Genomic DNA, 25,412 nt, shown 5'->3' on the forward strand with positions numbered 1-25,412 from the left:
TTCGCTCTCACCAGGAATCGCATTCATGACTTCGCTTCTTCATCCGCCCGTGTTCCGTATCGCCGCCCGGCACGCGAACCGCCTGCTGCTCGCGTCCGACGCGGGCGCGACGCTCGAGATCTTCGTGCTCGAGGACGACATCGTGCGGGTGCGCGTGCTGCCCGATGCAACGGCACGCAACCCGCGCACGTGGTCGATCGCGCCGGGCCTCGACGACGTGCCGCTCGACGGACGCGACCGTCTCGACCTGGACGGCTTCGCGCTGCCTGCCTGGAGCCTCGCCGAAGACGACGACGGCCTGCGCATCGAGACCGCGCAGATCCGGCTCGCGGTGCGCTGGCAAGGCGGCCATTGCACGTGGTCGATGCGCGGCGCGGACGGCGCATGGCGCGTCGCGCTCGCCGACCGCGCGACGCAGGCGTACAACTTCGGCTGGTGGGACGAGCGCGCGTATCACTACGTCGCCCGCGAGCGCGGCGACAAGGTGTTCGGCCTTGGCGAACGCGCGGGCGACCTCGACCGCACGGGCGCGCGCTTCGAGATGCGCAACATCGACGCGATGGGCTACAGCGCGAAGCACACCGACCCGCTGTACAAGCACATCCCGTTCTACATCACGTGGTCGCCCGCTGCGTGCCAGGGATTCGGCCTCTTCTACGACACGCTGTCGGACTGCTCGTTCGACATGGGCCGCGAGCTCGACAACTATCACGGCCCGTACCGCTATTTCGTCGCCGAGCACGGCGACCTCGACTACTACTTCATCGCATCGCCCGATACGCCGCTCGCGGCCGCGCGGCGCTTCACGTGGCTCACCGGGCGCCCCGCGCGCACGCCGAAATGGGGCCTCGGCTATTCGGGCTCGACGATGAGCTACACCGATGCGCCGGACGCACAGCAGCAGATGAACCAGTTCGTCGAGCAGTGCGATGCGCACGACATCCTGTGCGATTCGTTCCACCTGTCGTCGGGCTATACGTCGATCGGCGCGAAGCGCTATGTGTTCAACTGGAACCGCGACAAGTTTCCCGACGCGAAGGGTTTCGTGAAGCACTACCGCGGCCACGGCATCCGCCTGTGCGCGAACATCAAGCCGTGCCTGCTGCGCGACCATCCCGCATTCGACGAAGCCGCCAAGCGCGGGCTGCTGATCCGCTCGGCGTCCGGCGAGCCTGCATGGGTGCAGTTCTGGGACGAGGTCGGCGCGTATCTCGACTTCACGCAGCCGGACACGTACCGCTGGTGGCGCGAGCAGGTCACGTCGGCGCTGCTCGAATACGGGATCGAGTCGACCTGGAACGACAACAACGAATACGAGATCTGGTCGCCCGATGCGATCGCGCACGGCTTCGGCCAGCCGTTCCCCGCGCGCGAGGCGAAAGTGCTGCAGACGATGCTGATGATGCGTGCGTCGCGCGACGCGCAGCGCGCGCATGCGCCGGCGCAGCGGCCGTTCCTCGTGTCGCGCTCCGGCGGCGCCGGCATGCAGCGCTATGTGCAAACCTGGTCCGGCGACAACTACACATCGTGGGAAACGCTGCGCTACAACCTGAAGATGGGCCTCGGGCTCGCGCTGTCGGGCGTGTCGAACATCGGTCACGACATCGGCGGCTTCTCCGGGCCCGCGCCGTCGCCCGAGCTCCTGCTGCGCTGGGTGCAGTTCGGCATCTTCATGCCGCGCTTCAGCATCCATTCGTGGAACGACGACGGCACCGTCAACGAACCGTGGATGTATCCGGAGATCGCCGCGCAGGTCGCGTCGCTGATCAAGCAGCGCTACCGGCTGCTGCCGTACCTCTATCACCTGCTGTGGCTGTCGACGACGCGCTATGAGCCCGTGCTGCGGCCGACCTTCGCCGATTTCCCCGGCGATGCGCGCTGCTACGACGAGTGCGACGACATGATGCTCGGCGATGGGCTGCTGGTCGCGCCGGTCGTCGATCCCGGCCGCACGGAACGCACGGTCTACCTGCCGTCGGGTGCGCGCTGGATGTGCTGCGCGAGCGCGCAGTCGTTCGACGGCGGCGCGAACGCGACGCTGCCCGCGCCGCTCGATACGCCGGTGATGCTGCTGCGTGAAGGCCGCGTGCTGCCGCTGAACGTCGCGGCACAGCATTTCGGCGCGCGCGCCGACACGCGCGGCTTCCTCGTCGCGCCGCGCATCGAGGACGGCGTCGCGTACGGCGAATGCGTCGAGGACGACGGCGAGACGGAAGCGTGGCGCGACGGCGAATACGGACTGTGGCGAATCGAGACCGGCCGCGAGGCGTCGGGCTCGCTCGGCGTGTCGGTCCGCTGGGACGGCCGCCCGGCCCGCCCGGCCGACCGCGTCGAGGTCCTGCTGCCTGCATCGCTGCAAGGCCCGCTCGCCGTCCGCGGCGCAGGCGTCGAGCAGGACGCGCAGGACGGCGCATGGCGCCGCATCGTCGTCGCGTTCGATCACTGACCGCGCACGCCGCACCGATCGGGCGGGCCGTTCGCGCGGCCCGCCCCCGCCACAGAGGAGGTCTCCGAACCTCCCGCCCCCCTTTGAAGAAAGAGTCTGGAGATCAACGATGAAAGCACCCGTAAATCGATATGCAATCCTGATTTTATCGGCCGCATCGCTCGGCACGACCGCCGTCCGCGCGCAGAGCAGCGTGACGCTGTACGGCGTCGTCGACGACTCGATCGCGTACGTGAACAACCAGCAGGGCCACTCGAACATCTACATGCGCGACGGCAACCTGTATGCGTCGAAGTTCGGGCTGCGCGGCGACGAGGATCTCGGCGGCGGCACGCACGCGATCTTCGACCTGCAGTCCGGCTTCAACCTGAACAACGGCGCGCAGGCCGCCGCCGGCACGATATTCAATCGCCAGGCGTTCGTCGGCCTGCGCAACGCTCGCTACGGCACGCTGACGGCCGGCCGCCAGTACACGCCCTACTTCCTGTTCGTCGGCCCGTACGCGTCGAGCAGCTGGTTGACCGGCGCGACGGGTGCGCATCCGGGCGACATCGACGGCCTCGACACGACGATCCGCGTGAACAACTCGGTCACCTATACGTCGCCGACCTTCGCCGGGCTGAGCGCGAGCGCGATGTACGCATTCGGCGGCATTGCCGGCGCGACCGGCAAGGGCAACACGTTCAGTGCCGCGCTGCGCTATGCGAACGGGCCGATCGGGATCGCGGCCGGCTACCTGCGCATCAACAGCTCGGGCTCGTCGGCGGGCTTCCTGAACCCGGCCACCGCGTCGTCGGGCAGCTTCGCGGTGTCCGTGCTGAACCAGGGCTACCTGAGCGCGAAGGCCGTCGAGCAGGTCGCGGCGGCAGGCAACTACACGCTCGGCGACCTGACGATGGGCATCAACTATTCGAACGTGAAGTACCTGCCCGGCAACGGCTCCGCGTTCACCGACACGGCCGTGTTCAACACCTACGGCGCGCTTGCCGCGTACCGCTTCACGCCGGCGTTCTCGGTGGCCGGCGCATTCGCATACACGTTGGCATCGAAGGCGAACGGCGTCGCGAGCGCGGCCCGCTACCAGCAGTATTCGCTGAAGGAGTCGTACAGCCTGTCGAAGCGCACGACGCTCTATGCGCTGCAGGCGTACACGCATTCGAGCGGGCAGACGCTCGGCGCGCAAGGCGCCGGCCACGTCATCGATGCGGCGCCGATCGTCGGCGATTCGCAGCAGCTCACGCCGTCGACGACGCACGGCCAGTTCGTCGGCATGGCCGGGATCGCCGTCACGTTCTGAACCCATACCGCAACGCCTTCGGCGCGCTGCGCGCCCCCCCGGACGATGCGCATGGCGCGCGCCGTCCGGGCGCCGGAAGCCCGACGTCCACCGGGCTTTCCACGTCCCGTTCGCCCGCCGCGCAAACCGCGCGGGTTTTCTCGATCGCCCCGATACCTTACAATCCGTCAGGTTTTTCCCTTCTGCATGCACCTTCTTGCAGTCCTGACACCGCGGTACACTCGACGCACGCCGTAGCAGGGTCCGCCGCGCAACGTGCGCGCCGGACGGCGTCGCGCCTCGTTGCGCCCACAACTGGATGCCCGACATGCCGGATTCCCGTCCCTCCCCGCGCACGACATTCAAGCCGCAGGTCGTCCTGCCCGCGCTCGCGGTCATCAGTGCGCTGCTGGCCGTCTGTGCGCTGCTCCCGAGCGAAGCCGGCACGCTGTTCTCCGCCGGCCAGCAATGGGTCGTCATGCGCTTCGACTGGTTCTACGTCCTGGCCGTCACCACGTTCCTCGTGTTTCTCGTGCTGATCGCCGCGAGCGATTTCGGCAACATCCGGCTCGGCCCCGACGACGCCGAACCCGAGTTCAGCTTCGTGTCGTGGACGGCCATGCTGTTCGCGGCCGGCATGGGCATCGGCCTCATGTATTTCGGCGTCGGCGAGCCGATGCAGCACTTCCTGAAGCCGCCGACCGTCGACCCCGGCACGCCCGCCGCCGCGCGCGAGGCGATGCTGATGACCTTCTTCCACTGGGGCTTCCATGCGTGGGCGATCTACGGGCTGATGGGGCTCGTGCTCGCATATTTCGGGTTCCGCTACAACTTGCCGCTGACGCTGCGCTCGGGCCTGTATCCGGTGCTGCGCGAACGCGTGAACGGCTGGATCGGCCATACCGTGGATGCATTCGCGCTGGTCGGCACGGTCGCCGGCATCGCGACCACGCTCGGCTATGGCGTGATGCAGATGAGCGCGGGCCTGCATACGGTCGTCGGCTGGGACACCGGCAGCAATCTGTTTCGCATCGGGCTCGTCGCGATCGTGGTGCTGCTCGCGGGCCTGTCGGCCGCGAGCGGCCTCGACAAAGGCGTGCGCCGGCTGTCCGAGCTGAACCTGCTGCTCGCGTTCCTGCTGCTCGCGTTCGTGGTCGTCGCGGGCCCGACGGCATTCCTGTTCCGCGCGCTTGGCGACAACATCGGCCAGTACCTGTCGAATCTCGTCGACCTGTCGTTTCGCACCTATGCGTATGCGTCGCCGCGCGAGGAAGGCTGGTTCGGCGGCTGGACGATCCTCTACTGGGCGTGGTGGATCTCGTGGTCGCCGTTCGTCGGCATGTTCATCGCGCGCATCTCGCGCGGCCGCACGATCCGCCAGTTCGTGATCGGCGTGCTGCTCGTGCCGACCGCGTTCAACCTCGTGTGGATGACCGTGTTCGGCAACAGCGCGATCTGGCTCGACACGCACGGCGCGGCCGGCGCACTCGCGCAAACGGCCACCAACGTCGATGCGCTGCTGTTCCGCTTCTTCGATTTCCTGCCGCTGTCGCAACTGCTGTCGATCGCCGCGATCGTGCTGATCGCGGTGTTCTTCGTCACGTCCGCCGATTCGGGCGCGTTCGTGATCGACCAGATCGCGACGCGCGGCAACGCGCATTCGCCCGTCTGGCAACGGCTGTTCTGGGCCGCGCTGCTCGGCGTGACGGCCGCGGTGCTGCTGGTCGCCGGCGGGCTCGGCGCATTGCAGGCGATGACGCTGATCGCCGCGCTGCCGGTCGCCATCATCATGCTCGCGCTCTGCTACGGGCTGTGGCGCGGGCTCGCGGCCGACCGCGCGCACTATTCGCAGGAGATCGCGCCTGCGGCGAGCTACTGGACCGGCCAGCACTGGCGCCACCGCCTGACGCACATCCTGCGGCAGACGACCGAGGCCGAGGCGCGCCAGTTCGTCGCCGGGACGGTCGAGCCCGCGCTGCGCAGGGTCGCCGACGAACTGCGCGCGAGCGGCGTCGATGCGCACGTGCAGCGCGACAGCGACGACGCCGTGCGGCTCACCGTGCCGACCGCCGAGCACCGCGATTTCGTGTACGGCGTGCGCGTGACGGTGAAATCCGCGGCCGCGTTCCTGATGCGCGAGGCGGCCGAGCCGGAAGCGGCCCGTGCGCACGTGTACGGGATCGTCACGTTCTTCGAGGATGGTCGGCTCGGCTACGACGTCGAATACCTGCGCGGCGACGAAGTGATCGCCGACGTGCTGCGCCAGTACGAACGCTACGTGTCGCTCGCGGCCGACAAGCGTACGCATCTGCTGAGCCGCGCGCCGGGGCACGCGACGGAGGCCGAATGAGCACGCACGCCGCAGCCCTTGCTGCGCCCCGCTGGCCGGCCGCGTTCGGCGGAGCCGCACGATGAGCGGGCTCCTGCAAAGCCGCGCCGCCGACCTCGTCGCGCTCGGCACGCTCGCCGTGCTTTATCTCGGCGGAGCCGGCATCGCGCTGTGGCGGATCCGGGCCGCGGCGCCGCGCGGCAAGGCCTACTGGATCGTCTGCATGGTGCTGCTGGCCGGCGGCGCCATCGCGATGGGCGGCAACCTGTCGCCCGTGCCGAACAGCGGTGAAATGCCGCCCGGCTTCGCGCTCGGCGTCGAAGCCGTCCTGCTCGGCCTCGCGCTGGTTGCCGGAGGTTGCGCGTGGCTGATGCTGCGCGCGCGGAAACGCTGACGCGTACATGTCGCGCGGCGCGGCTTCGTCAGTCAAGCGCGAACGGGGCAACACGCGGAGCCAACAGGCGGCCGACCCGCCTGCCCTGATCCGCTTTATCGCAACGCGTTACGCGGACGACGCGCGCGCCGTCACGAGCCAGCAGGCAGCGTCGAAACGCACCTCCGTGCCGTGCACGTAACGCTCGAACGCGACACGCACCGTCTCGACCACGCGCCGCCGTGTCGCATCGTCCGTCTCCAGCAGCGCGAGCCCTACCGGGCCCAGCCGCGCGATGTAGTCGTTCAGCGCTGGCTCGGGCAACGCGCACGCCATATCGACCGGCTCGATCGAAACGTCGGCCCAGCCGCTGTCCGACAGCACCGACGCGATCCGCTGCCGATCGCCGAACGCGAACTGCCCCGGCGCGCCGGGCCGGCGCGCGGGCAGGTTCGGCAGCAACGGCGCGGCGGCCCGCTCGGCCGTCGTCATGAACGGGTTGTCGGCCGCGCTGCGCCATGCGACGAACCGCATCTGCGCGTCCGGCCGCGCCGCGTGCCGCAGATTCGCGAAGGCCCGGACCGGGTCGTCGAAGAACATCACGCCGAGGCGCGACACGATCAGGTCGACGCTCGCGGGCTCGAATGCATGAGTCTGCACGTCCGCGCACACGAAGCGGGCGCGCAGGCCGATGTGTTCGGCGCGCGCCTGCGCGGCATCGATCATCCGGGCCGAGATGTCGATTCCCGTGCATTGCGCGTACGTACCGAGCCGGCGCGCGATCGCAAGCGTGACCGCGCCCGTGCCGCAGCCGACATCGAGCACGCTGCGCGCCGACGACGCGGCCGCCGCATCGGCAAGCAGCGCCTCGAACGGCTCAAACATCCGGTCGATCGGCGCCTGCGCATCGACCCATGCACGCCCTGACGGGCCATTCCACAGCGCGGATTGTTCGTCGTTGGGCCGGTTGGTTTCCATCGTCGATTCCCTTTCTGGTTCGTTGATCATGAAGCGCACTGTGCTGCTTCAAGCCGGCTTGAGGTCAAGGCCTCGGCCGCGAAACCCTGCGCGTAGACGAGCACTCCGCCGCGCCCCCGTTTTTTTCACATTTCTTACATTCGTGCTGCGTATCGTTGACGACTTTCCTACGGTGCCTCCCATGCGACGACTCCTCCCGCGTGCACTGCTCGCGCGCTGCGCCCCCCTTGTTGCCCTCGCCGCGCTGTCCGCGTGCTCGAATCACATCGATTCGCCGGCCGACCCGGCCAGTGCGTCGGTCAACGTCCAGGCCGCATGGGTCGAGATCGGCGACGCGAACCAGGCGATCGCGCGCGTCATCACGAACTACAGTCCCGCGTCGGCCGGCGATCCGCTGTGTCCGCAACTGACCGTCGACGGCAAGCTGTCGCGCATGACGCTGCGCGCCGGCGCCGCGACCCCGGCCCAGCGGCCGACCGCCAGCGACCCGGCCGATTCGAAGCCGTCGAGCTTCCCGGTCTCCGTCTGCGAAACGACGTTGCCGGCCGATGCACAGGCGGCGAGCGTCGCAGGCCGCACGCTGCCGCTGCCGAAGGCACAGCCGCAGCGCATCGCGATCATCGCCGACACCGGCTGCCGAATGAAGAAGGCCGACAACGCATGGCAGGCGTGCAACGACGCGACGGTCTGGCCGTTCGACACGATCGCGGCCAGCGTCGCGAAGCTGTCGCCCGACCTGGTGCTGCACGTCGGCGACTACCACTATCGCGAGAACGCATGCCCGCCGGACATCGCCGGCTGCAAGGACAGCCCATGGGGCTATGGCTGGGATACGTGGCAGGCCGACCTGTTCCGCCCGGCCGCACCGCTGCTCGCGAAGGCGCCGTGGGTCGTCGTGCGCGGCAACCACGAGGAATGCGCGCGCGCAGGCCAGGGCTGGTACCGCTTCCTCGATCCGCGCCCGTATTCGGCCGCCCGTTCGTGCGACGATCCGGCCAACGACACCAACGCGAACTATTCGGAACCCTATGCGGTGTCGCTCGGCGGCGGCTCGCAGGTGATCGTGTTCGACACCGCGAAGGTCGGCCGCACGCCGCTCAAGACGACCGACGCGCAATTCGGCATCTACCAGAAGCAGTTCCAGACGGTGGCCGCGCTCGCGTCGAAGGCCGGCATGACGACGACGATCTTCACGAACCATCATCCGATCCTCGCATTCGCGCCGATCGCCGGCAGCACGCCCGCACCGGGCAACCTCGCGCTGCAGTCGGTGATGGCGAGCCTCAACGCGCAGGCGTACTACCCGCCGGGCGTACACGTCGCGCTGCACGGTCACGTGCACGACTTCCAGGCGATCAACTTTTCGTCCGGGCACCCGGCGACGATCGTGTCCGGCAACGGCGGCGACAACCTCGACGTCGCACTGCCCGACCCGTTCCCGGCCGGCCTGACGCCGGCACCGGGCGCCGTGATCGAGCGGCTGTCGCACAACAACAGCTTCGGCTTCCTGATCATGGAACGCCGTGCGGCACCCGCGACGGGCTGGGTGTTCCGTGCGTATTCGGCGGCAGGCAAGCTGCTCGCGTCGTGCAACCAGTCGGGCACGACGCTTGCCTGCGACAAAACGGGGTTCATTGCGCCGTGAGTGAAGAGGTTCGAGATGCCGGCCGCGTTGCGCGCGGCCGGCAAACGCTGCACACGCTTGCCGCGGCCGTGCTCGCCGGCCTGGCGCTGGCGGCGCACGCCGCGCCGTCCGAAACGGTCCTGCTCCCCGGCGCGCCGCCGTCGCGCGTCGTCGACACGATCGGCAACGGCACGCCGCAGGTGACGGGCAAGATCGACGCGGCCACCGCGCGCTTCGCGCCCGATCCGACGCTCGTCGCGCTCGGCCGCCGGATCTTCTTCGACCCGCGGCTGTCCGAGCCGCGCGGCATGTCGTGCGCGGGCTGCCACGATCCGGGCCGCGCGTTCGCGCCGACGCTGTCGGCGGCTTCGCTCGCGGGGCCCGGCGTGCCGGAAGGCAGCCGGCCCGGGCGCTTCAGCCGGCGCAATGCGCCGTCGCTGCTTTATGTGCGCTACGTGCCGCGCCGCCACTTCTACCAGGACGACGATGCGCCCGCGCCGTCGCCGTTCGGCGGACTGTTCAGCGATGGCCGCGCGGATACGCTCGCCGAGCAGATCCGCGGGCCGCTGTTCGATCCGGACGAGATGAACAACCGGTCGCCGGCCGCGCTGCTGCGCAAGGTCAATGCGACCGAACTCGCGCCCGATCTCGCCGCGCGCTTCGGCGCGCCGGTGCGACGCGATCCCGAGCAACTCGTGCGCGCGCTGGGTTCGGCTGTCGAAGCCTATCTGCAAAGCGACGAGATGGCACCGTTCACGTCGCGCTTCGACGCGTTCCTGCGCACGCGCAAACCGCTCGCACCGGCCGAGATGCGCGGCCTCGCGCTGTTCCGGAATCCGGACAAGGGCAACTGCATGACCTGCCATACGCTGTCGGACACGTCGAGCCGCCCGGAGCGCTCGCTGTTCACCGATTTCGGTTATGACGCGATCGCCGTGCCACGCAACCGCGCGCTGCCTGCGAACCGCGATCCGCGCCATTTCGACAACGGGCTGTGCGACACCGCACGGCGGCTGCGCTGGCCCGAGCCGACGCAATGGTGCGGCTACCTGCGCACGCCGGGGCTGCGCAACGTCGCAGTCAAGCAGACCTTCATGCACAACGGCGTGTTCACGACGCTGCGCGACGCGGTCGCGTTCTACAACACGCGCTCGACCGACCCCGGCTTCTGGTATCACGGCGCCGGGACGTTCGACGACGTGCCGGCCGCCTATCGCGGCAACATCAACGTCAACTCGACGCCGATGAACCGCCGGCCCGGCACGCCGCCCGCGCTGACCGACGCGGAAATCGACGACATCGTCGCGTTCCTCGGCACGCTGACCGACGCGCGCTATACGGGCATCGCCGCGGCTGCCGCCCCTGCCGCCCGGATTGCCGGATCGCCGGACCGCCGAACCACCCCGCCGACGCGCTGACCCTGGCCGAACGGCCAGCCGCAAGCACGCCCGCTTGCAGCCGCCGCAAACACTGGTTATATTTACAGTACTGTATTTATGAACAGTGAGGTGCGCGATGGAACATCTGGTCCGTATCGTCAATGACACCGATCGCCAAGTGCTGGCGTGGCTTCGTGCCCAGGTCGGCGACGCCCGCGTCGAGCGCGCGGCGCGCCAGCTCGGGCATACGCGCAAGCCGTTTCCGTCGGCCGTCTGCCGGTATCTGGGCATGAGCGCGCCGGCCACGCTCCGCCAGGCGGAACGGCCGCGCGTCGCACGCGATTTCTCGGTCGGCGATCGTTACCTGTCGTTGATCCGCCAGCACCTCGCTTCGCACTCGGCAGGCCGCTGACACGGCAGCGGCCTGCCGGAGCGATCCCGCATGCGCGAGCACGGCCGGCAGCCGCCGTGCTTATGCGGCCGCCGCGGCATCGCGTATCAGGCGGCCGAGCGTTTCGAAAGCCGCCTCGTGCGCCGCATCGAACACGCGCGTGCACGCAAGCCGGATATAAGCGTCGAAGCGGTCGGAATTCGAGAAGATCGAACCGGGCGCGATCTTTACTCCATGCGCCAGCGCGGCATCGAACAGCGCATCGGAACGCACGCCTGCCGGCAACGCGATCCACAGCAGCATCCCGCCCCGCGGCTGGTTCATCCGCGTTCCGGCCGGAAAATGCCGTGCAATCGCGTCGATCGTCACATCGCGCTGCACGCGCAACTGTTCGCGAAACCGGCGCAGATGGCGATCGAACGCGCCCGAGCCGACGAATTCGGCGGCAACGGCCTGCAGCAACGCGGCATTGTGCCGGCTGTGCGCGAACTTCAGCATCTTCACGCGCGCATGCCAGCGCCCCGCACTCATCCAGCCGAGCCGCATCCCGGGGGCCAGCACCTTGTTGAACGACGGGCAGTAGATCACCGTGCCGTCGCGGTCCCATGCCTTGGCCGGCTTGACCGCCTGCGGCGCCTCGACGAGCTCGCGATACGGCTCGTCCTCGATCACGGCCACGCCGTGGCGCGAGCACAGCGCGACGAGCGCGGCCTTGCGTTCGTCGGGCATCACGCAGCCGAGCGGGTTCTGCAGGTTCGGTACGACGACCACGGCCCGAATGTCCGGATACGCGGTCAGCGCCACTTCGAGCGCCTCGATCGACAGGCCGGTCGTCGGGCTGGCCGGGATTTCCAGCGCGCGCAAACCGAGACTTTCGAGCAACTGGATCAAGCCGAAGAAGGCCGGCGATTCGATCGCGATCGTGTCGCCTGGGCGTGCCACCGCACGCAGCGCGAGATTCACCGCATCGACGCCGCCGCTCGTCGACATCACGTCGTCCGGCGACACGGCCACGCCGTACGACAGCGCGCGTTTGGCCATCGTCTGCCGGAATTCGGGCGAACCGCCGACGGGCCCCGCGTCGGTCAGCAGCGTCGGCTTGCGCCGCAGCAGCCGGATCGCCAGCGCCTGCAGGCGCTCGGTCGGATACAGCGCGGCCAGCGCGGACGCGCCGCCGAGATTCAACGCATCGGTTGCCGTATTCGCGCGGTCGATCACGCGCGACACACGTTCGTGCAGGCCCGCGAACGGCGGCTCGACGCTTAGCGGCGGCCCGTCGCTTTCCGGCAGCGTTTCGAGCACGGCCGACGCGCGGCGCCGCACGAAGTAGCCCGAGCGCGGCTTCGCCTCGCACCAGCCCGTATCCTCGAGCCGCCGGAATGCCTGGATCGCGGTCGACAGGCTCACGCCGTGCTGCGCCATGAATGCGCGCACCGACGGCATCCGGTCGCCGGGCGACAGCGTGCCGGCCGCGATGATGCGGCGGTAATGTTCGGCGAGCCGTTCGTAAAGTGGCTCGCCGTCCATCGGCAAAGGCATGCGGGATGCGTCGGCGAAAGGCGTCATGCGGGCCATCGTGCCCGCGCGACCAGGGGCGCGCCAGATACAGATTCGGGGAAAACCCACCGATACAGCGACGCAAAATCGGCACCTGCACCGCAACAGATTCCCGTCCCCTGAATCTGTCGTGCCCGCGCCTGTTTCCCTAACCTGACTGCACGCTGTCGCCTCGCCGTCGCGAGGCCGCGCAACCGGGAAAAGGGATCGCCATGCGGACGCAACATATCCGGCTCGACGCCGGGCAAAACCACTTTGCGTGGTTCGACAAGGGCAGCCAGGTGATCGTGCTGGACGGTGCGCTCGCGGTCACGCTGCGTCACGGCGGGCTCGACTGGCTACCCGACGCGCCGCATTACATTCGCCGCGTGCTCGACGAAGGCGAATGCCTGATGCTCGAGACGGCCGGTCACGTGGCGTTGTCGGCCGGCGGCGCCGGCGCGGTCAGCACGGCGGTTGTGGAGCCTGCCGGCCGCAGAGGCGTGCTCGCGGCGTGCCGCGCGATCCTGCGCCGGCTGTCCGGGCGGGTGCGCGGCGGCCACCCTGTGCGAGAGCATTCCTGATATCGCGACTCGCCGATTCGCGGAGGCGGCCACGCAGCTACCGCATCATCGCGGCGATGCGCGAACGCTCCGTTCCAGCCGCCCTCATCCGGCGGGGCCGCCTCGACAGCCGCGGCCTACCCGGCACGCGGCAACCACCGCGTCACCGCGCGTTCCTGCTCCTGCGACGCTCGCCCCACTCGAATATCGCCATCCCGGCCAGCATCGCGACGACGAACCCGATCCCCTTGGCCGACCCGAAGCCGATCGACACGATCGCGGGCCCCGGGCAGAACCCGGCAATCCCCCAGCCGATGCCGAACACGGCGCTTCCGGCGACCAGGCGCACGGTGATCGCCCGCAAGGCCGGCAACTGCATCGGCAAGCCGAGCCACGACCGCGTCCGGCGTTTCGCCCATGCGAACGCGAACACGGCAACGCCCGTCGCACCGGCCATCACGAACGCGAGCGACGGATCCCAGCGGCCCGCCAGGTCAAGAAAGCCGAGCACCTTCTGCGGATTGGCCATGCCCGACACGATGAGGCCGACGCCGAACAGCAGCCCCGCCAGAAACGCGAATCCTGCCTGCATGTCAGCCTCCCAGCACGTGCCGGCGCACGAATACGGTCACGAAGCCCGCGACCATGAAGGTCGCGGTCGCGACCACCGAACGCAGCGCGCCGCGCGACATCCCGCACACGCCGTGGCCGCTCGTGCATCCGCCCGCGTATCGTGTGCCGATCCCGACCAGCAGGCCGGCCGCCATCAACTCGGGCCACCTTGCGTCGATCTGCGGCGTAAGGCCGGCTCCGGCGACGCGCATCGCGAACGGTGCGGCGATCAGCCCGGCGACGAATGCGACGCGCCAGTCGCGCTCTCCGGAACCCACCGTGAACAGGCCGCCGACGATGCCGCTGATGCCGGCAATCCGGCCGTTGAACGCGACGAGCCACGCGGCCGCGAGCCCGATCAGCACGCCGCCGGCCAGCGACAGCCACGGTGTGAAATGAATCGCATCAAACTGCATCGCGCGTCCCCTTCGCGGCCGGGCCGCAGAACTGTTCGTACAGCACGCCCATCACCGCGATCGCGGCCGGGCTGTCGAGCGAATAGTGGATGTTCTTGCCTTCGCGGCGCGTGCGGACCAGCGCGCTGTCCCGCAACACACCGAGCTGCTGTGACAGCGTCGGCTGGCGGATGTCCAGCGTCGTCTCGAGATCGCCCACGCAGCGCTCGCCCTGCGACAGTTCGCAGAGCAGCAGCAGCCGGTCGGGATTCGACAGCACCTTGAGGAACGCACAGGCCGATTCGGCGGCGGCGCGCATCTGGTCGGGCTCGGGCAGCCCGGCGGGAAGATCGTCGTTCATCGGGGCGGGACAACAATTAAAGAATCGATATTATATCAATTTATATAATATCGATTCTTGCTGCTGCCCCATCGACATTCCTTCGTTCAGGCTTGCTCGCCCGCAATCCCGTCGGCGCTCGACGCACGCGCCGCATCGGCGCGAACCACGCCGAGCGCCAGCATGGCAATCGCCGCGATCACGCACGGCGCCGCGACGACGGCAAACGCGGTCGACAGCGGCACGCCCATCGCCAGCATCGCGCCCCCCGCCATCGAGCCGACGACCGACCCGCCGCGGCCGATCCCGTTCGCCCAGCTCACGCCCGTGGTCCGGCACTCGGTCGGATAGAACGCGGCCGACAGCGCGTTCGCCCCCACCTGCGAGCCCGACACGCAGAAACCGGCCGCAAACACGGCGAGCGCGGCGCCCCACGGCGACGCGGCAAACACGCCGATCGCCGCGACGAACACGCCGGCCGCCGCATAGCTGCAAGCCAGCACGCGGTGCGGATCGAAGCGGTCCATCAGCCAGCCGAGCACGATCGCGCCGAGCGTGCCGCCGACCTGGAACATCGCGGTCACGCGCGCGGCTGTCTGCAGCGTCGCGCCGGTCGTGCGCAGCAGCGTCGGCAGCCAGCTCGACAGCAGGTAGATCACGAGCAGGCTCATGAAGAACGCGAGCCACAGCAGCAGCGTGCCGCGCAGCAGGTCGGCGCCGAACAGGCGGCCGAGCGGCGACCCGGCCGGCTTGCCGGCGGGCGCGATGAACGATGCGTGCGCGAGATGCGGATCCGGCTCGATCCGGCCGAGCATCGCCGCGATCCGCTCGGGCGCCGCCCCGGTATTGACGAGATAGCGTACCGATTCCGGCAGCCGCCACGCGAGCATCGGCAGGAGCAGCAGCGGCGCGGCCCCGCCGACGACGAGCACCGCGCGCCAGCCGTGATGCTCGATCAGCGACGCGGCCGCGAGCCCGCCGAGCGCGGAGCCGATCGTGAAGCCGCAGAACATCGTCGTCACGAGCATCGAGCGGCGCCGCGCCGGACAGTATTCGGACGTCAGCGTGATCGCATTCGGCATCGCGCCGCCGAGCCCGAGCCCGGTCACGAAGCGCCACGCGATCAGCTCGGTCAAGCCGCCCGCGCTCGCCGACGCCGCACTCGCGATGCCGAAGCACGCCACGCACGCGAGCAGCAGGCGCTTGCGGCCGAACCGGTCGCCGAACGGCCCGAACGCGAGCGCGCCGGCCATTAGCCCGGCCAGCCCCGCGCCGAACACAGGCGCGAGCTGCGCAGGCGACAAGCCCCATTCCGCGCGGATGGCGGGCGCGATGAAACCGATCGACGCGGTATCGAACCCATCGATCGCGACGATCAGAAAGCACAGTACGACGATCGCGGCCTGAAACGGCGCAACGCGATGCCGGTCGATCCATTTGCTGACGTCGATGGACAGCGTATCGGCCATGATGGTGTCTCCTCCATGAAGGCGGTCGCGCGTCATGTCGTTGAAATGCGCGCCGCCTGAATCGGGCTGAAAGCGCGTGTTACGCGACGGGTTTCAGGCAATCCTCCGCGCGCCAGCCGTGCAGCCAGTCGAGCGCGTCGTAGAACTGCGCCTGCGTGCGTCCGGCCCAGAGCCCGTTGCGCACCTGCCGCTCGACATCCTTCGCGTGATAGATCCGCCCCATTTCTCGTGCCGAATACAGCACGCGCGCGGTGCGCGGAATCCGCACGCGTTCATACCGCGCGAATGCAGCCTCGAAATCGCCGTCGACCTGCGCGACTGCCGCACCGAGCGTCACCGCATCCTCGAGCGCCTGGCACGCGCCCTGCGCGAGGTATTGCGTCATCGGATGCGCGGCGTCACCGAGTACCGTCGCACGGCCCACGCTCCAGCGTTCGACCGGATCGCGGTCGGCGGTCGCCCAGCGCTTCCACGACGTCGGGCGGTCCAGCATCTGCTTCGGCAACGGATGGACGCCGTCGAAGTACGACAGCACTTCTTCCTTGCTGCCCTCGCGCACGCCCCAGGCCTCCTGCTCGCGGCTGTGGAACGTGACGACGAGGTTGTATTGCCGCCCGCCGCGCAGCGGATAGTGAACGAGATGGCAATGCGGACCGGCCCACACGACCGGCGCGTTGATCCGCAGATTCTTCGGCATGTTGTCGGTATCGACCACCGCGCGATACACGACGTGCCCCGTCACGCGATGCGCGTCGCCGATCAGCGCCTGACGGATCACGGACTTCACGCCATCGCAGCCGATCACCGCATCGGCGCGATGGCGTTCGCCGTACTGGTCGGTCACGGTCACGCCGTTGCCGTCCTGCTCGAACCCGCACACCTGCGTGCTCGTCCGGAATTCGATCAGCGGGTGATCCTTGACGGCCTCGTAGATCGACAGGTGAATGTCCGCGCGATGGATCACCGCATACGGATTGCCGAAGCGCTCGCGGTACGCGGCGCCCGTATCGATGCGCACCACTTCGTGCGCATCGACCGCATCCATCAGTTGCAGCCAGTCGGTGAACACCGCGCGGCCGCGTGCGGCCTCGCCCACGCCCAGCGCGTCGAGTGCGTTGAACGCATTCGCGGCGAGCTGGATCCCCGCGCCGATCTCGCCGATCTGCCCGGCCTGCTCGAGCAGCTTCACGCGGATGCCCTGACGCGCAAGCGCAAGCGCCGCCGCGAGCCCGCCGATACCGCCGCCGATCACGAGTACGCGCCGGCCGTTGTTGTTTGTCTCGCCCATGTCTGTCTCCTGCTTCGTGTTACGCGACGTAATCCGGTTGCCGCTGCGGCTGCGCAGCGTCGAAAGCCGGCTCGCGCCGTGCGTGTTCATAAACCGCGAGGCAACGCGGATACGCGCTCAGGTCGCAATCCATCCGCAACGCGTTCGCGACCTGCGGCACCAGGCACACGTCGGCCAGCGTCGGCGCGTCGCCGAAGCACCACGGGCCCTCGTCCGCACGAGCGAGCAACCGCTCGACGCCGGCCATCCCTTCCGCGATCCAGTGCCGGTACCACGCGGTCTTCTGCTGCGGCGTGACCTTCAGCTCGCTGTCGAGATAGCGCAGCACGCGCAGGTTGTTGACGGGATGGATGTCGCATGCGATCAGCGCCGCCAGTTCCAGCACGCGTGCACGACGACGCGGTTCAAGCGGAATCAGCCGCGGTTCCGGATGGATCTGGTCGAGGTAATCGAGGATCGCGAGCGACTGGCCGAGACGGAAATCGCCGTCGACCAGCGCGGGCACCGATGCCGACGGGTTCACCTGCGCGACGTAATCGGAGTCGCGATGCTCGCCGATGCGGATGTTCACGGGCAGCGTGTCGTACGGCAGCCCTTTCAGCGCGAGCGCGATGCGCGCCCGATAGGATGTCGAACTGTTGAAGAAGCTATGCAGTTGCACGATGTGACCTTTCGAGGAAAACGCGTCAGACCACGCGCACGGTCAGTTCGCCGAGCCGCTCGACGCCGACCTTCATCACGTCGCCCGCGACCACCGCGCCGACGCCCTCGGGCGTGCCCGTGAAGATCACGTCGCCCGGTTCGAGACGGAAGAACTTCGACAGGTCGGCAACCGTCTCCACAACCGACCAGATCAGGTGCGACACGTCGCTCTTCTGCTTCGTCGCGCCGTTGACGGTCAGCCACAGGCCGCCCTGCTCGAAATGGCCGGTTTCGCTCGCCGGATGCACGGGCCCGATCGGCGCCGAGCGGTCGAACGCCTTGCCGATCTCCCACGGCCGGCCCATCTCGCGCATCTTCATCTGCAGGTCGCGGCGCGTCATGTCGAGCCCGACCGCGTAGCCCCACACGTGCTCGAGCGCGCGCTCGAGCGGGATGTCCGCGCCGCCCTTGCCGATCACCGCGACGAGCTCGGCTTCGTAGTGGTAGTTCTGCGTCTGCGACGGATACGCGAGATCGAGCGTTTCGCCGTACGCGACCGGCACGATCGAATCGGCCGGCTTGCAGAAGAAGAATGGCGGCTCGCGATCGGGATCGAAGCCCATTTCGCGTGCATGGGCAGCGTAGTTGCGGCCGACGCAATAGACGCGGCGTACCGCGAACCGGGCGTCGCTGCCGGCGACGGGAAGCGCCACGGGGGCTTCGGGCGGGAAAACGAAAGTCATGAACGGCTCCAGCGTAGGCATGAAGAAAGGGACGCGCGCCGCGCGGCGGCGCACGAAAAACGAATCGATGAAGAAACCGGCCGGCGTCAGTCGCGCGCTTCGCGCAGCAGGTTCAGCGCGGACAGCACGGGCCGGTCGGAATAGCTGAACAGCACGCTGTCGGACGACGCCGACAGCCGCACGGGCGCCCACGACGGCGCGACGAAGATGTCGTGCGGCTCGAACGCGAACGCATCGACGCCGATGTGCGCGGTGCCGCTGCCTTCGACGACGCAGTAGATCGTCGCGTCGGTGCTGCGGTACGTGCGGCCGTCGAAACCGGCGGGCAGGAACTGCATGAAGGTCGCGATCGTCGGCATCGGCCAGCCGCCCGTAGCAGGGTTCACATAGCGCAGCTTCACGCCGTCCCACGCATCGAGCTCGCCGCCCCGGTACAGCGTGTCGAGCGCCTCGCGGGTACGCGCATACGGATAGCTGAACACCGGCGACGTCGGATCGCTCAAGCGATGCCGCACCGGCACCATGTTGTGACCGAAGCGCGCGAAGCTGTCGCCTTCCGGGCGGCTCACGGGCTGCACGGCTTCCGGGTAGTTCTCCGCGAAGCCCGCGTCGAGGCTCGCGACGAGCGGGATGTCGAGCCCGTCGAGCCACACGACCGGCTCACCGCCCTCTTCCTCCGACGGATTGCCGTGGTCGTGCCACGCCCACGACGGCGTGATGATGAAGTCGCCCGGATGCATCGTCGTGCGCTCGCCGTTCACCGCCGTCCACGCGCCGCGCCCTTCGACGATGAAGCGCAGCGCCGACTGCGTATGCCGATGGCTCGGCGCGATCTCGCCAGGCAGGATCAACTGCAGGCCCGCATACAGGCTCGGCGTCATGCTCGACTTGCCGGGCAGCCCCGGGTTCTCCAGCACCAGCACGCGGCGCACGGCCTCTTCCGCGCTGATCACGCTGCCGGCCTGCATCACGAGATCGCGCACCTGCGCGTACTTCCAGATCGCGGCCTGCGCGGCCGGCTGCGGGGATTTCGGCACGAGGTTGTGCAGCGATTCCCACAACGGCGCCAGGCGCTGCTCGGCGATCCGTGCGTAGTAGGCGGCGCGCGGCACGTCCGGATGGCGGGTCGTCATGATGTCTCCTTGGAGTCGGCCGATCGGCGTCGGCGCTGTGTCTGTCGGGTCAGGTCGGGAACCGTGTTGCAGTCCGTTAGCCGATTTATATTCGACGGAGCCATACCCGGTAAAATGGTCAAATCATCTGATTCATATGATTTTTGATATACCTTCTCGCGACGAGGCATGCGATGGACTGGACCCACCGGCTGCGATTGCGGCATTTGCAGGTACTGCTTAGCCTTGCCGGCACCGGCAATCTGAGCCAGTCGGCGGTGGCGCTTGCGACCACGCAGCCGGCGCTGTCGAAATGGCTGAAGGAACTGGAGGAGGATGTCGGTCTGCCGCTGTTCGAGCGGCATGCGCGCGGCCTGCGGCCGACGCCTTACGGCGAAGCGCTGATCGAGCACGCGCGTCGCGTCGAGGCACAGCTCGACATCGCGCGCGACGACATGGCGGCACTGCGCGAAGGCGGCAGCGGCCTCGTGACGATCGGCACGTCGGGCGTCGCGGCGGCCGACACGGTGCCGCTCGCCGTGTCGCAACTGCTGAAACGGATGCCGCGCGCGCAGGTGCGGCTCACCGAAAGCACGATGAACCAGTTGATGCCGCAGCTTGCGCGCAGCGAACTGGACATTGTCGTGGGCCGCTCGGGTTCGACATCCGTCGATCCGCATCTGCACGCCGAAGCGCTGTATGTCGATCCGGTCGTGTTCGTCGCGCGGCCCGGGCACGCGCTTGCCGGCGCGGCTTCGGTCGGCTGGGACGACGTGCTCGCCTATTCGTGGATCGTGTGGCCGTCGGGCACACCCGTGCACAACGCGCTGGAAACCGCGCTGACGGCCGCCGGCCGCGTGCGGCCGCCGCACTGCGTCGAATCGAATTCGTCGATCCTCAACCTCACGCTGCTGAACAACACCGACCTGCTCGGCGTCGCGTCGCACCGCGCCGCGCAGCGCTTCGCGCAACTGAACGCGATCCGCATCCTGCCGATGGCGCTCGAGGGCCAGGGCGCGGTGTCGATGTACTGGCACCCCGACAGCGCGAATCGCGCGGCCGTGGCCGCGACGATCGAGTGCCTGCGCGCCTGCGCGGCGCCTCAGGTGGGCGGATGGGAGAAAGTGAAAGTCAAGTGAATCGCGCGGCCCGGCATCGACCGGGCCGCTTCACTGCGACGCGTCACGCGCCGTCGCAGGACGCCGAGCCGCCCAGCATCAGCGTGCCGACCCGCGCGGGCACGAGCGGTGTGCGCGGCACCGGCGGCGTCCAGCCGAACAGCACCTGCGCGGCCACGCCGCATACGCGGCCCTGGCACGCGCCCATCCCGCAGCGCGACTGCAGCTTCGCAGCCGTCCAGCCGGGCGCCTGCGCGACCGCGTCGAAACGCACATCCTCGCAGCGGCACAGCAGCGTGTCGGGCCGCGCAAGCCGGCGGATCGGCTCGCGGATCGCGAAACGCTCGCGTACGGCATCTGCGAAAGCCTGCCAGTGCGCGCGACGAGCGACGAGCGCGGCCAACGGCGCCGTCTGCCCGGTCGCCGCATAACCGGCGATTTCGCCTTCGACCATCGCCAGCTCGCTGCCGCCGACGCCCGTACACTCGCCGGCCGCGAAGCACCCGTCTCGGCTCGTACGCTGGTGCGCGTCGACCGCCACCGCGCCGTTCTCGATCCGGCAACCGAGATGGCTCGGCAGCACGGTGTTCGGCACGAGGCCGAAGCCGCACGCGAGCCGGTCGCAGTCGACGTCGAACTCGCGATCCCCTTGGCGGATCCGCACGCGTTCGAGCCGCTTGTCGCCGAACGCTTCGACGACGTGCGCGTCCGGCCGATAGGCGGCCGTGACGAGCTTCGCGGCCTGCGCAAGCTTCGACGGCCAGCGCCACAGCCCCGCACCGAAGCCGGCCACATTGCCCCAGGCTGCCTGTTCGAGCACGTGCGACACCCGCGCGCCGGCCTGACGTGCCGTCGCCGCGCTCGCCAGCAGCAGCGGCCCGCTGCCCGCGATCACCGTGCGCTGCCCTCGCACGTCGAGGCCATACTTGATCAGCGCCTGCAAGCCGCCCGCACCCGTCACGCCCGGCAGCGTCCAGCCCGGGAACGGCAGCAGCAGCTCGCGTGCGCCGCAGCACAGAATCAGCGTCCGGAAATCGAGCAGCAGCCCGCGCTCGTCGTCCTCGAGCAGCAGCGTGCCCGGTTGCGTTTCGGCGACGATGCGCGTCGCTGCAAGGTGCGTGACGTTCGGCTGCCGTAGTACGGCGAGGCGTTCGGCGGCGGCCGAAACCGGCGTGGCCGCTGCGCCTTGCCGCCAGATCTGCCCGCCCGCGCGCGGGTTGTCGTCGACGATCGCAACCGTTGCACCGCTTTGCGCGGCGGCCCGCGCGGCCGACAGCCCGGCCGGGCCCGCACCGACGATCGCGACGTCGACACTCAGTCGTTCCTGTTTCATCTGATGCGCTCCACCTGCATCCCGTCGCGGCACAGCGTCTGGCAAGCCAGCCGGCGGCGGCCGTCGATCGTCATCCGGCACTCCTGGCAAATGCCCATTCCGCAAAACGGCGCACGCGCCGCCCCCGTGCACGACACGCGCGTCGTGTCGTCGCCGCTCGCCGCGACGGCGGCCGCGACGGTCGCGCCGTCGGCCACCGTCAGCGCGCGGCCGTCCAGATGAATGATCATGTCAGCGCTCCGGCTACGGGGGACGCGGTCAGGAAGCGTCCCGGCAAATACGGTTCGATATCGATGGGCGGCCGCTCGCCGGCCATCTGCGCGGCGACGAGCCGCGCGCTGCCCGGCGCGGTCGTCACGCCGAGCCCTTCATGCCCGACCGCGAGCCACACGCCCGGCCGCGCCGGGTGCTCGCCGAGCAGCGGCAGGCCGTCGGGGCTCGCGGAACGGAACCCTGTCCATGAGCGGATCCCGTTCAGGTCGGCCAGATCCGGCAGGTAGCCGACCGCGCGGCGCAGCATCCGCGCGAGCACCGGCGGCTCAACCCTGGCGTCCTCGGTGTCGAACTGGCGCGACGAGCCGATCAGCAACTGGCCGGTCGGCCTCGGCTGCACATTGAACGCGACCGACGTGCCGTCGCTCGCATGCGCGCTCGCCGCATAACCAAGCTCGACGAGTTGGTGCGACACGCGGCCCGGATAGCGGTCGGTGATCAGCAGATGGCCCTTTTTCGGGCGCAGCGGCAGCTCGGGCAGCAGCGTGCGGGCCGCGACACCGTTCGCGACGACCACGCGTTCCACGCGCAATGTGTCGCCGCTCGCGAGCGTCACGCTCGTGCCATCGACCGCAACGGCCCGGTCGCGGCGCAACGTGATGCGCGGGGCACGCTGCAGCAGCCAGTTCGCGGTGACGGGCGCGTAGAGGATCGCGTCGCCGGGAATCTTCAGCGCGCCGCCCAGGCCCGCGCGCAGCATCGGCTCCAGTTGCGCGAGCGTCGCCGCGTCGATCAGCTCGCCGGCCACGCCGTGCGCGGCAAGCGTCGCCTGCTTCGCGCGCGCGAGATCCATCTCGTGCGCGTCGGCCGCGAGCCACAGCGTGCCGCAGTTGCGGTACGCGCAGCCTTCCGGCATCTCGCCGCTCAACGCGCGCCACAGTTCGATCGAGTAATGGCTCAGCGCGAGCTCGGCCGCGTTGTCGTCCATCGCGACGAGGTGGCCCATCCCCGCACCGGTCGCGCCGCCGCTCGCGTCGTCGACGACGAGCACGCGCAGCCCGCGCTGCGCGAGTTCGTGCGCGCACGCCGCGCCGACGATGCCGGCGCCGATCACGACGACGTCGGTACTTGCGTTGCTCACGACACGATGCCCCAGCCGAACGGATCGTCTTCCTCGATCAGCAGCGTCGCTTCCGCGCTCAGGTGCGCGCTGCCGCGAATCGTCGGCACGATGCCGCCGTCGGCCTGCTCGTAGCTGGCCTGGAACACGCTGCCGATCACGCTCGCCTGTCGCCACACGGCGCCCGGCGCGAGCTTGCCGTCGGCCGCGAGGCACGCGAGCTTCGCGCTCGTGCCGGTGCCGCACGGCGAACGGTCGTATGCGAGGCCCGGGCACAGCACGAAGCTGCGGCTGTCGTGCTCGGAATCGTCGGCGAACAGCTCGATATGGTCGATCTCGCCGCCGTTCGCACCGGCGATGCCCGCGCGTTCGAGCCCTTCGCGCACCGCCGACGCATACGCGGTGAGCGCCGCGACGTTGTCGCCGGCGACGCGCTGCCCGTGGTCGCTGATCAGGAAGAACCAGTTGCCGCCCCACGCGATGTCGCCGTTCACGAGGCCGTAACCCGGCACATCGACCGCGACGCCCTTCGCGTGGCGATACGCGGGCACGTTGCGCACGCTGACCGACAGGTCGTCGTGCAGCGTCGCCTCGACGGTGCCGACAGGCGTTTCGATCCGATGCACGCCGGGCCGGATGCGCCCCATGTGATGCAGCGTGCGCACGACGCCGATCGTGCCGTGCCCGCACATCCCGAGATAGCCGCTATTGTTGAAGAAGATCACGCCGGCCGCCGCGTCGGGCGATACGGGTTCGCACAGCAGCGCGCCGACCAGCACGTCGCTGCCGCGCGGCTCGAGGATGCACGCGGTGCGGTAACGGTCGTGCTCGCGCGCGAGCACGTCGCGGCGCTCGGCCATCGTGCCGCTGCCGAGCGACGGAAAGCCGGACACGACGAGCCGAGTGGGTTCGCCGCCCGTGTGCGAATCGATGATCTGGATGCGCTTCATCATGAGCCGTCCGAAGTGGGGAAAGGAGCATAGCTTCCTCCGTCGCGCGTCCGTCCGCTTGTGGCTTTTCGATGAGGACGACGACGAAATCGGCATAGTGCGAGGCGCCCTTCGCGCCCCTGCCGGCCGCTGTGCCGATTTCGTCATTTTGCTCCGCGATACGACTCAAGCGTGATGGGCATTTGCGCGGCGATACTGGTTGCCACACCGACACACCTGTCGGCCGACCGATACGAACGTAGGAGATTTCAGTGAGCCGCAAAGCCATTCAGTGGACCGGGGTTTTCCCGGCCGTCAGCACCCAGTTCAAGCCGGACTTTTCCCTCGACATCGACGCCACGCACCGCGTGGTGAAGAACCTGGTGAACGACGGCGTGTCGGGCCTCGTGGTCTGCGGCACGGTCGGCGAAAACACGTCGCTGTCGACGAGCGAGAAGCTGCAGGTGATCGAGGCCGCGCGCGACGCGGCCGGCGGCAAGATTCCGGTGATCGCCGGCATCGCCGAATTCACGACCGAATTCGCGCGCAACACGGTGCGCGAAGCGCAGCGCGTCGGCGTCGACGGCGTGATGGTGATGCCCGCGCTGGTCTACTCGGCGAAGCCGCATGAAACCGCCGCGCACTTCCGCGCGGTCGCGACGAGCACCGACCTGCCGGTGATGGTCTACAACAACCCGCCGATCTACAAGAACGACGTGACGCCCGACGTGCTGATCGCGCTGCAGGACTGCGAGAACATCGTCTGCTTCAAGGATTCGTCGGGCGACACGCGCCGCTTCATCGACCTGCGCAACGCGGTCGGCGATCGCTTCGTGCTGTTCGCGGGCCTCGACGACGTCGTGGTCGAGAGCATCGCGGTCGGCGCCGAAGGCTGGGTGTCGGGCATGTCGAATGCGTTCCCGAAGGAAGGCGAGACGCTGTTCCGCCTCGCGAAGCAGAAACGCTTCGACGAAGCCCTCGCGCTGTACCGCTGGTTCATGCCGCTGCTGCACCTCGACGCGCGCCCCGACCTCGTGCAGTGCATCAAGCTGTGCGAAGAGCTGGTCGGCCGCGGCAGCGCGATCACGCGTCCGCCGCGCCTCGCGCTGCAGGGCGACACGCTCGCGGAAGTGAAGGCAATCGTCGCGAAGGCGCTCGAAACGCGCCCGGCGCTGCCCGACGTCGGTCTCTGATCGACTTCCC

General features: G+C 69.1%; 24 protein-coding genes. 10 read left to right on the top strand and 14 right to left on the bottom strand.

The window, feature by feature from the left end:
* The first annotated feature begins 25 nt into the window (after positions 1-25).
* From AC3WLY_RS13210 to AC3WLY_RS13225, 4 genes are all read left to right on the top strand, one after another.
* The gene (locus tag AC3WLY_RS13210) at positions 26-2,446 is read left to right on the top strand and encodes a glycoside hydrolase family 31 protein (RefSeq protein WP_492308237.1); all 2,421 of its coding nucleotides are present in this window, start codon (positions 26-28) and stop codon (positions 2,444-2,446) included.
* A 109-nt stretch (positions 2,447-2,555) separates the two neighbouring features.
* Positions 2,556-3,743, top strand: coding sequence for a porin (locus AC3WLY_RS13215; RefSeq protein ID WP_310142757.1), 1,188 nt, complete (start codon positions 2,556-2,558; stop codon positions 3,741-3,743).
* Positions 3,744-4,050: 307 nt separating this feature from the next.
* Positions 4,051-6,072, top strand: a complete 2,022-nt coding sequence (locus tag AC3WLY_RS13220; RefSeq protein WP_492310746.1) for a BCCT family transporter — start codon at positions 4,051-4,053, stop codon at positions 6,070-6,072.
* Positions 6,073-6,133: 61 nt separating this feature from the next.
* Positions 6,134-6,445 (top strand): hypothetical protein, encoded by a 312-nt coding sequence (locus tag AC3WLY_RS13225; RefSeq protein WP_492310747.1) that lies wholly within the window; start codon positions 6,134-6,136, stop codon positions 6,443-6,445.
* Positions 6,446-6,553: 108 nt separating this feature from the next.
* Here AC3WLY_RS13225 and AC3WLY_RS13230 read toward each other — a convergent pair whose 3' ends face one another.
* Positions 6,554-7,402: a class I SAM-dependent methyltransferase gene (locus AC3WLY_RS13230; RefSeq protein WP_492310748.1), complete on the bottom strand. Its 849-nt coding sequence runs from the start codon at positions 7,400-7,402 to the stop codon at positions 6,554-6,556.
* A 181-nt stretch (positions 7,403-7,583) separates the two neighbouring features.
* Between AC3WLY_RS13230 and AC3WLY_RS13235 the strand changes: the two genes are divergently transcribed.
* The 3 genes from AC3WLY_RS13235 (at position 7,584) to AC3WLY_RS13245 (ending at position 10,817) form a co-directional block, all read left to right on the top strand.
* The gene (locus AC3WLY_RS13235) at positions 7,584-9,047 is read left to right on the top strand and encodes a metallophosphoesterase family protein (RefSeq protein WP_492310749.1); all 1,464 of its coding nucleotides are present in this window, start codon (positions 7,584-7,586) and stop codon (positions 9,045-9,047) included.
* Positions 9,044-10,444: a cytochrome-c peroxidase gene (locus AC3WLY_RS13240; protein ID WP_175958913.1), complete on the top strand. Its 1,401-nt coding sequence runs from the start codon at positions 9,044-9,046 to the stop codon at positions 10,442-10,444. The genes AC3WLY_RS13235 and AC3WLY_RS13240 overlap by 4 nt, the downstream gene beginning before the upstream one ends.
* Positions 10,445-10,541: 97 nt before the next feature.
* On the top strand, positions 10,542-10,817 hold the full coding sequence (locus AC3WLY_RS13245; protein ID WP_034179770.1) for a CppA family protein: 276 nt from the start codon (positions 10,542-10,544) through the stop codon (positions 10,815-10,817).
* Positions 10,818-10,877: 60 nt separating this feature from the next.
* On the opposite strand, the gene AC3WLY_RS13250 is transcribed toward AC3WLY_RS13245, so the two are convergent.
* Positions 10,878-12,371, bottom strand: coding sequence for an aminotransferase-like domain-containing protein (locus AC3WLY_RS13250; protein WP_492310750.1), 1,494 nt, complete (start codon positions 12,369-12,371; stop codon positions 10,878-10,880).
* 194 nt (positions 12,372-12,565) lie between these two features.
* Here AC3WLY_RS13250 and AC3WLY_RS13255 point away from each other — a divergent pair, with 194 nt between their 5' ends.
* The gene (locus AC3WLY_RS13255) at positions 12,566-12,916 is read left to right on the top strand and encodes a hypothetical protein (RefSeq protein WP_492310751.1); all 351 of its coding nucleotides are present in this window, start codon (positions 12,566-12,568) and stop codon (positions 12,914-12,916) included.
* 142 nt (positions 12,917-13,058) lie between these two features.
* On the opposite strand, the gene AC3WLY_RS13260 is transcribed toward AC3WLY_RS13255, so the two are convergent.
* From AC3WLY_RS13260 to gtdA, 8 genes are all read right to left on the bottom strand, one after another.
* A complete protein-coding gene (locus AC3WLY_RS13260; RefSeq protein WP_492310752.1) occupies positions 13,059-13,487 on the bottom strand; it encodes a DUF6691 family protein in 429 nt (142 codons plus the stop codon).
* A 1-nt stretch (position 13,488) separates the two neighbouring features.
* Complete coding sequence (locus AC3WLY_RS13265; RefSeq protein ID WP_310142770.1) at positions 13,489-13,923, bottom strand: YeeE/YedE family protein; 435 nt, start codon at positions 13,921-13,923, stop codon at positions 13,489-13,491.
* The gene (locus tag AC3WLY_RS13270; RefSeq protein WP_310142771.1) at positions 13,913-14,263 is read right to left on the bottom strand and encodes an ArsR/SmtB family transcription factor; all 351 of its coding nucleotides are present in this window, start codon (positions 14,261-14,263) and stop codon (positions 13,913-13,915) included. Before AC3WLY_RS13270 ends, AC3WLY_RS13265 begins: the two co-directional genes overlap by 11 nt.
* Before the next feature lie 86 nt (positions 14,264-14,349).
* Entirely contained in the window at positions 14,350-15,711 is a 1,362-nt protein-coding gene (locus AC3WLY_RS13275) for an MFS transporter (protein WP_310142772.1), read from the bottom strand.
* A 79-nt stretch (positions 15,712-15,790) separates the two neighbouring features.
* Positions 15,791-16,999 carry a 3-hydroxybenzoate 6-monooxygenase gene (locus AC3WLY_RS13280; RefSeq protein WP_492310753.1) on the bottom strand — a complete coding sequence of 403 codons (1,209 nt, stop codon included), beginning with the start codon at positions 16,997-16,999 and terminating at the stop codon, positions 15,791-15,793.
* A 19-nt stretch (positions 17,000-17,018) separates the two neighbouring features.
* On the bottom strand, positions 17,019-17,660 hold the full coding sequence (gene maiA / locus AC3WLY_RS13285) for a maleylacetoacetate isomerase (protein ID WP_492310754.1): 642 nt from the start codon (positions 17,658-17,660) through the stop codon (positions 17,019-17,021).
* 25 nt (positions 17,661-17,685) lie between these two features.
* Complete coding sequence (locus tag AC3WLY_RS13290) at positions 17,686-18,384, bottom strand: fumarylacetoacetate hydrolase family protein (protein ID WP_492310755.1); 699 nt, start codon at positions 18,382-18,384, stop codon at positions 17,686-17,688.
* Between the two features lie 86 nt (positions 18,385-18,470).
* Complete coding sequence (gene gtdA, locus AC3WLY_RS13295) at positions 18,471-19,517, bottom strand: gentisate 1,2-dioxygenase (protein ID WP_425130740.1); 1,047 nt, start codon at positions 19,515-19,517, stop codon at positions 18,471-18,473.
* Between the two features lie 173 nt (positions 19,518-19,690).
* On the opposite strand from gtdA, the gene AC3WLY_RS13300 reads away from it, so the two are divergent.
* Positions 19,691-20,635 carry a LysR family transcriptional regulator gene (locus tag AC3WLY_RS13300; RefSeq protein ID WP_175958901.1) on the top strand — a complete coding sequence of 315 codons (945 nt, stop codon included), beginning with the start codon at positions 19,691-19,693 and terminating at the stop codon, positions 20,633-20,635.
* A gap of 43 nt (positions 20,636-20,678) precedes the next feature.
* Here the strand turns inward: AC3WLY_RS13300 and AC3WLY_RS13305 are convergent, their stop codons facing one another.
* The 4 genes from AC3WLY_RS13305 to AC3WLY_RS13320 are packed head-to-tail and all read right to left on the bottom strand — an operon-like array spanning position 20,679 to position 24,230.
* Positions 20,679-21,947, bottom strand: coding sequence for an FAD-dependent oxidoreductase (locus tag AC3WLY_RS13305; protein ID WP_492310756.1), 1,269 nt, complete (start codon positions 21,945-21,947; stop codon positions 20,679-20,681).
* Positions 21,944-22,177 carry a 2Fe-2S iron-sulfur cluster-binding protein gene (locus AC3WLY_RS13310; protein WP_175958899.1) on the bottom strand — a complete coding sequence of 78 codons (234 nt, stop codon included), beginning with the start codon at positions 22,175-22,177 and terminating at the stop codon, positions 21,944-21,946. The genes AC3WLY_RS13305 and AC3WLY_RS13310 overlap by 4 nt, the downstream gene beginning before the upstream one ends.
* On the bottom strand, positions 22,174-23,301 hold the full coding sequence (locus AC3WLY_RS13315) for an FAD-dependent oxidoreductase (RefSeq protein ID WP_310142777.1): 1,128 nt from the start codon (positions 23,299-23,301) through the stop codon (positions 22,174-22,176). The genes AC3WLY_RS13310 and AC3WLY_RS13315 overlap by 4 nt, the downstream gene beginning before the upstream one ends.
* Entirely contained in the window at positions 23,298-24,230 is a 933-nt protein-coding gene (locus AC3WLY_RS13320) for a 4-hydroxyproline epimerase (RefSeq protein WP_310142803.1), read from the bottom strand. Before AC3WLY_RS13320 ends, AC3WLY_RS13315 begins: the two co-directional genes overlap by 4 nt.
* A gap of 251 nt (positions 24,231-24,481) precedes the next feature.
* Between AC3WLY_RS13320 and AC3WLY_RS13325 the strand changes: the two genes are divergently transcribed.
* Positions 24,482-25,402: a dihydrodipicolinate synthase family protein gene (locus AC3WLY_RS13325; RefSeq protein WP_011547925.1), complete on the top strand. Its 921-nt coding sequence runs from the start codon at positions 24,482-24,484 to the stop codon at positions 25,400-25,402.
* The last annotated feature ends 10 nt before the right edge of the window (positions 25,403-25,412 follow it).

Source organism: Burkholderia sp. FW306-1C-G01B (genome assembly GCF_058781685.1).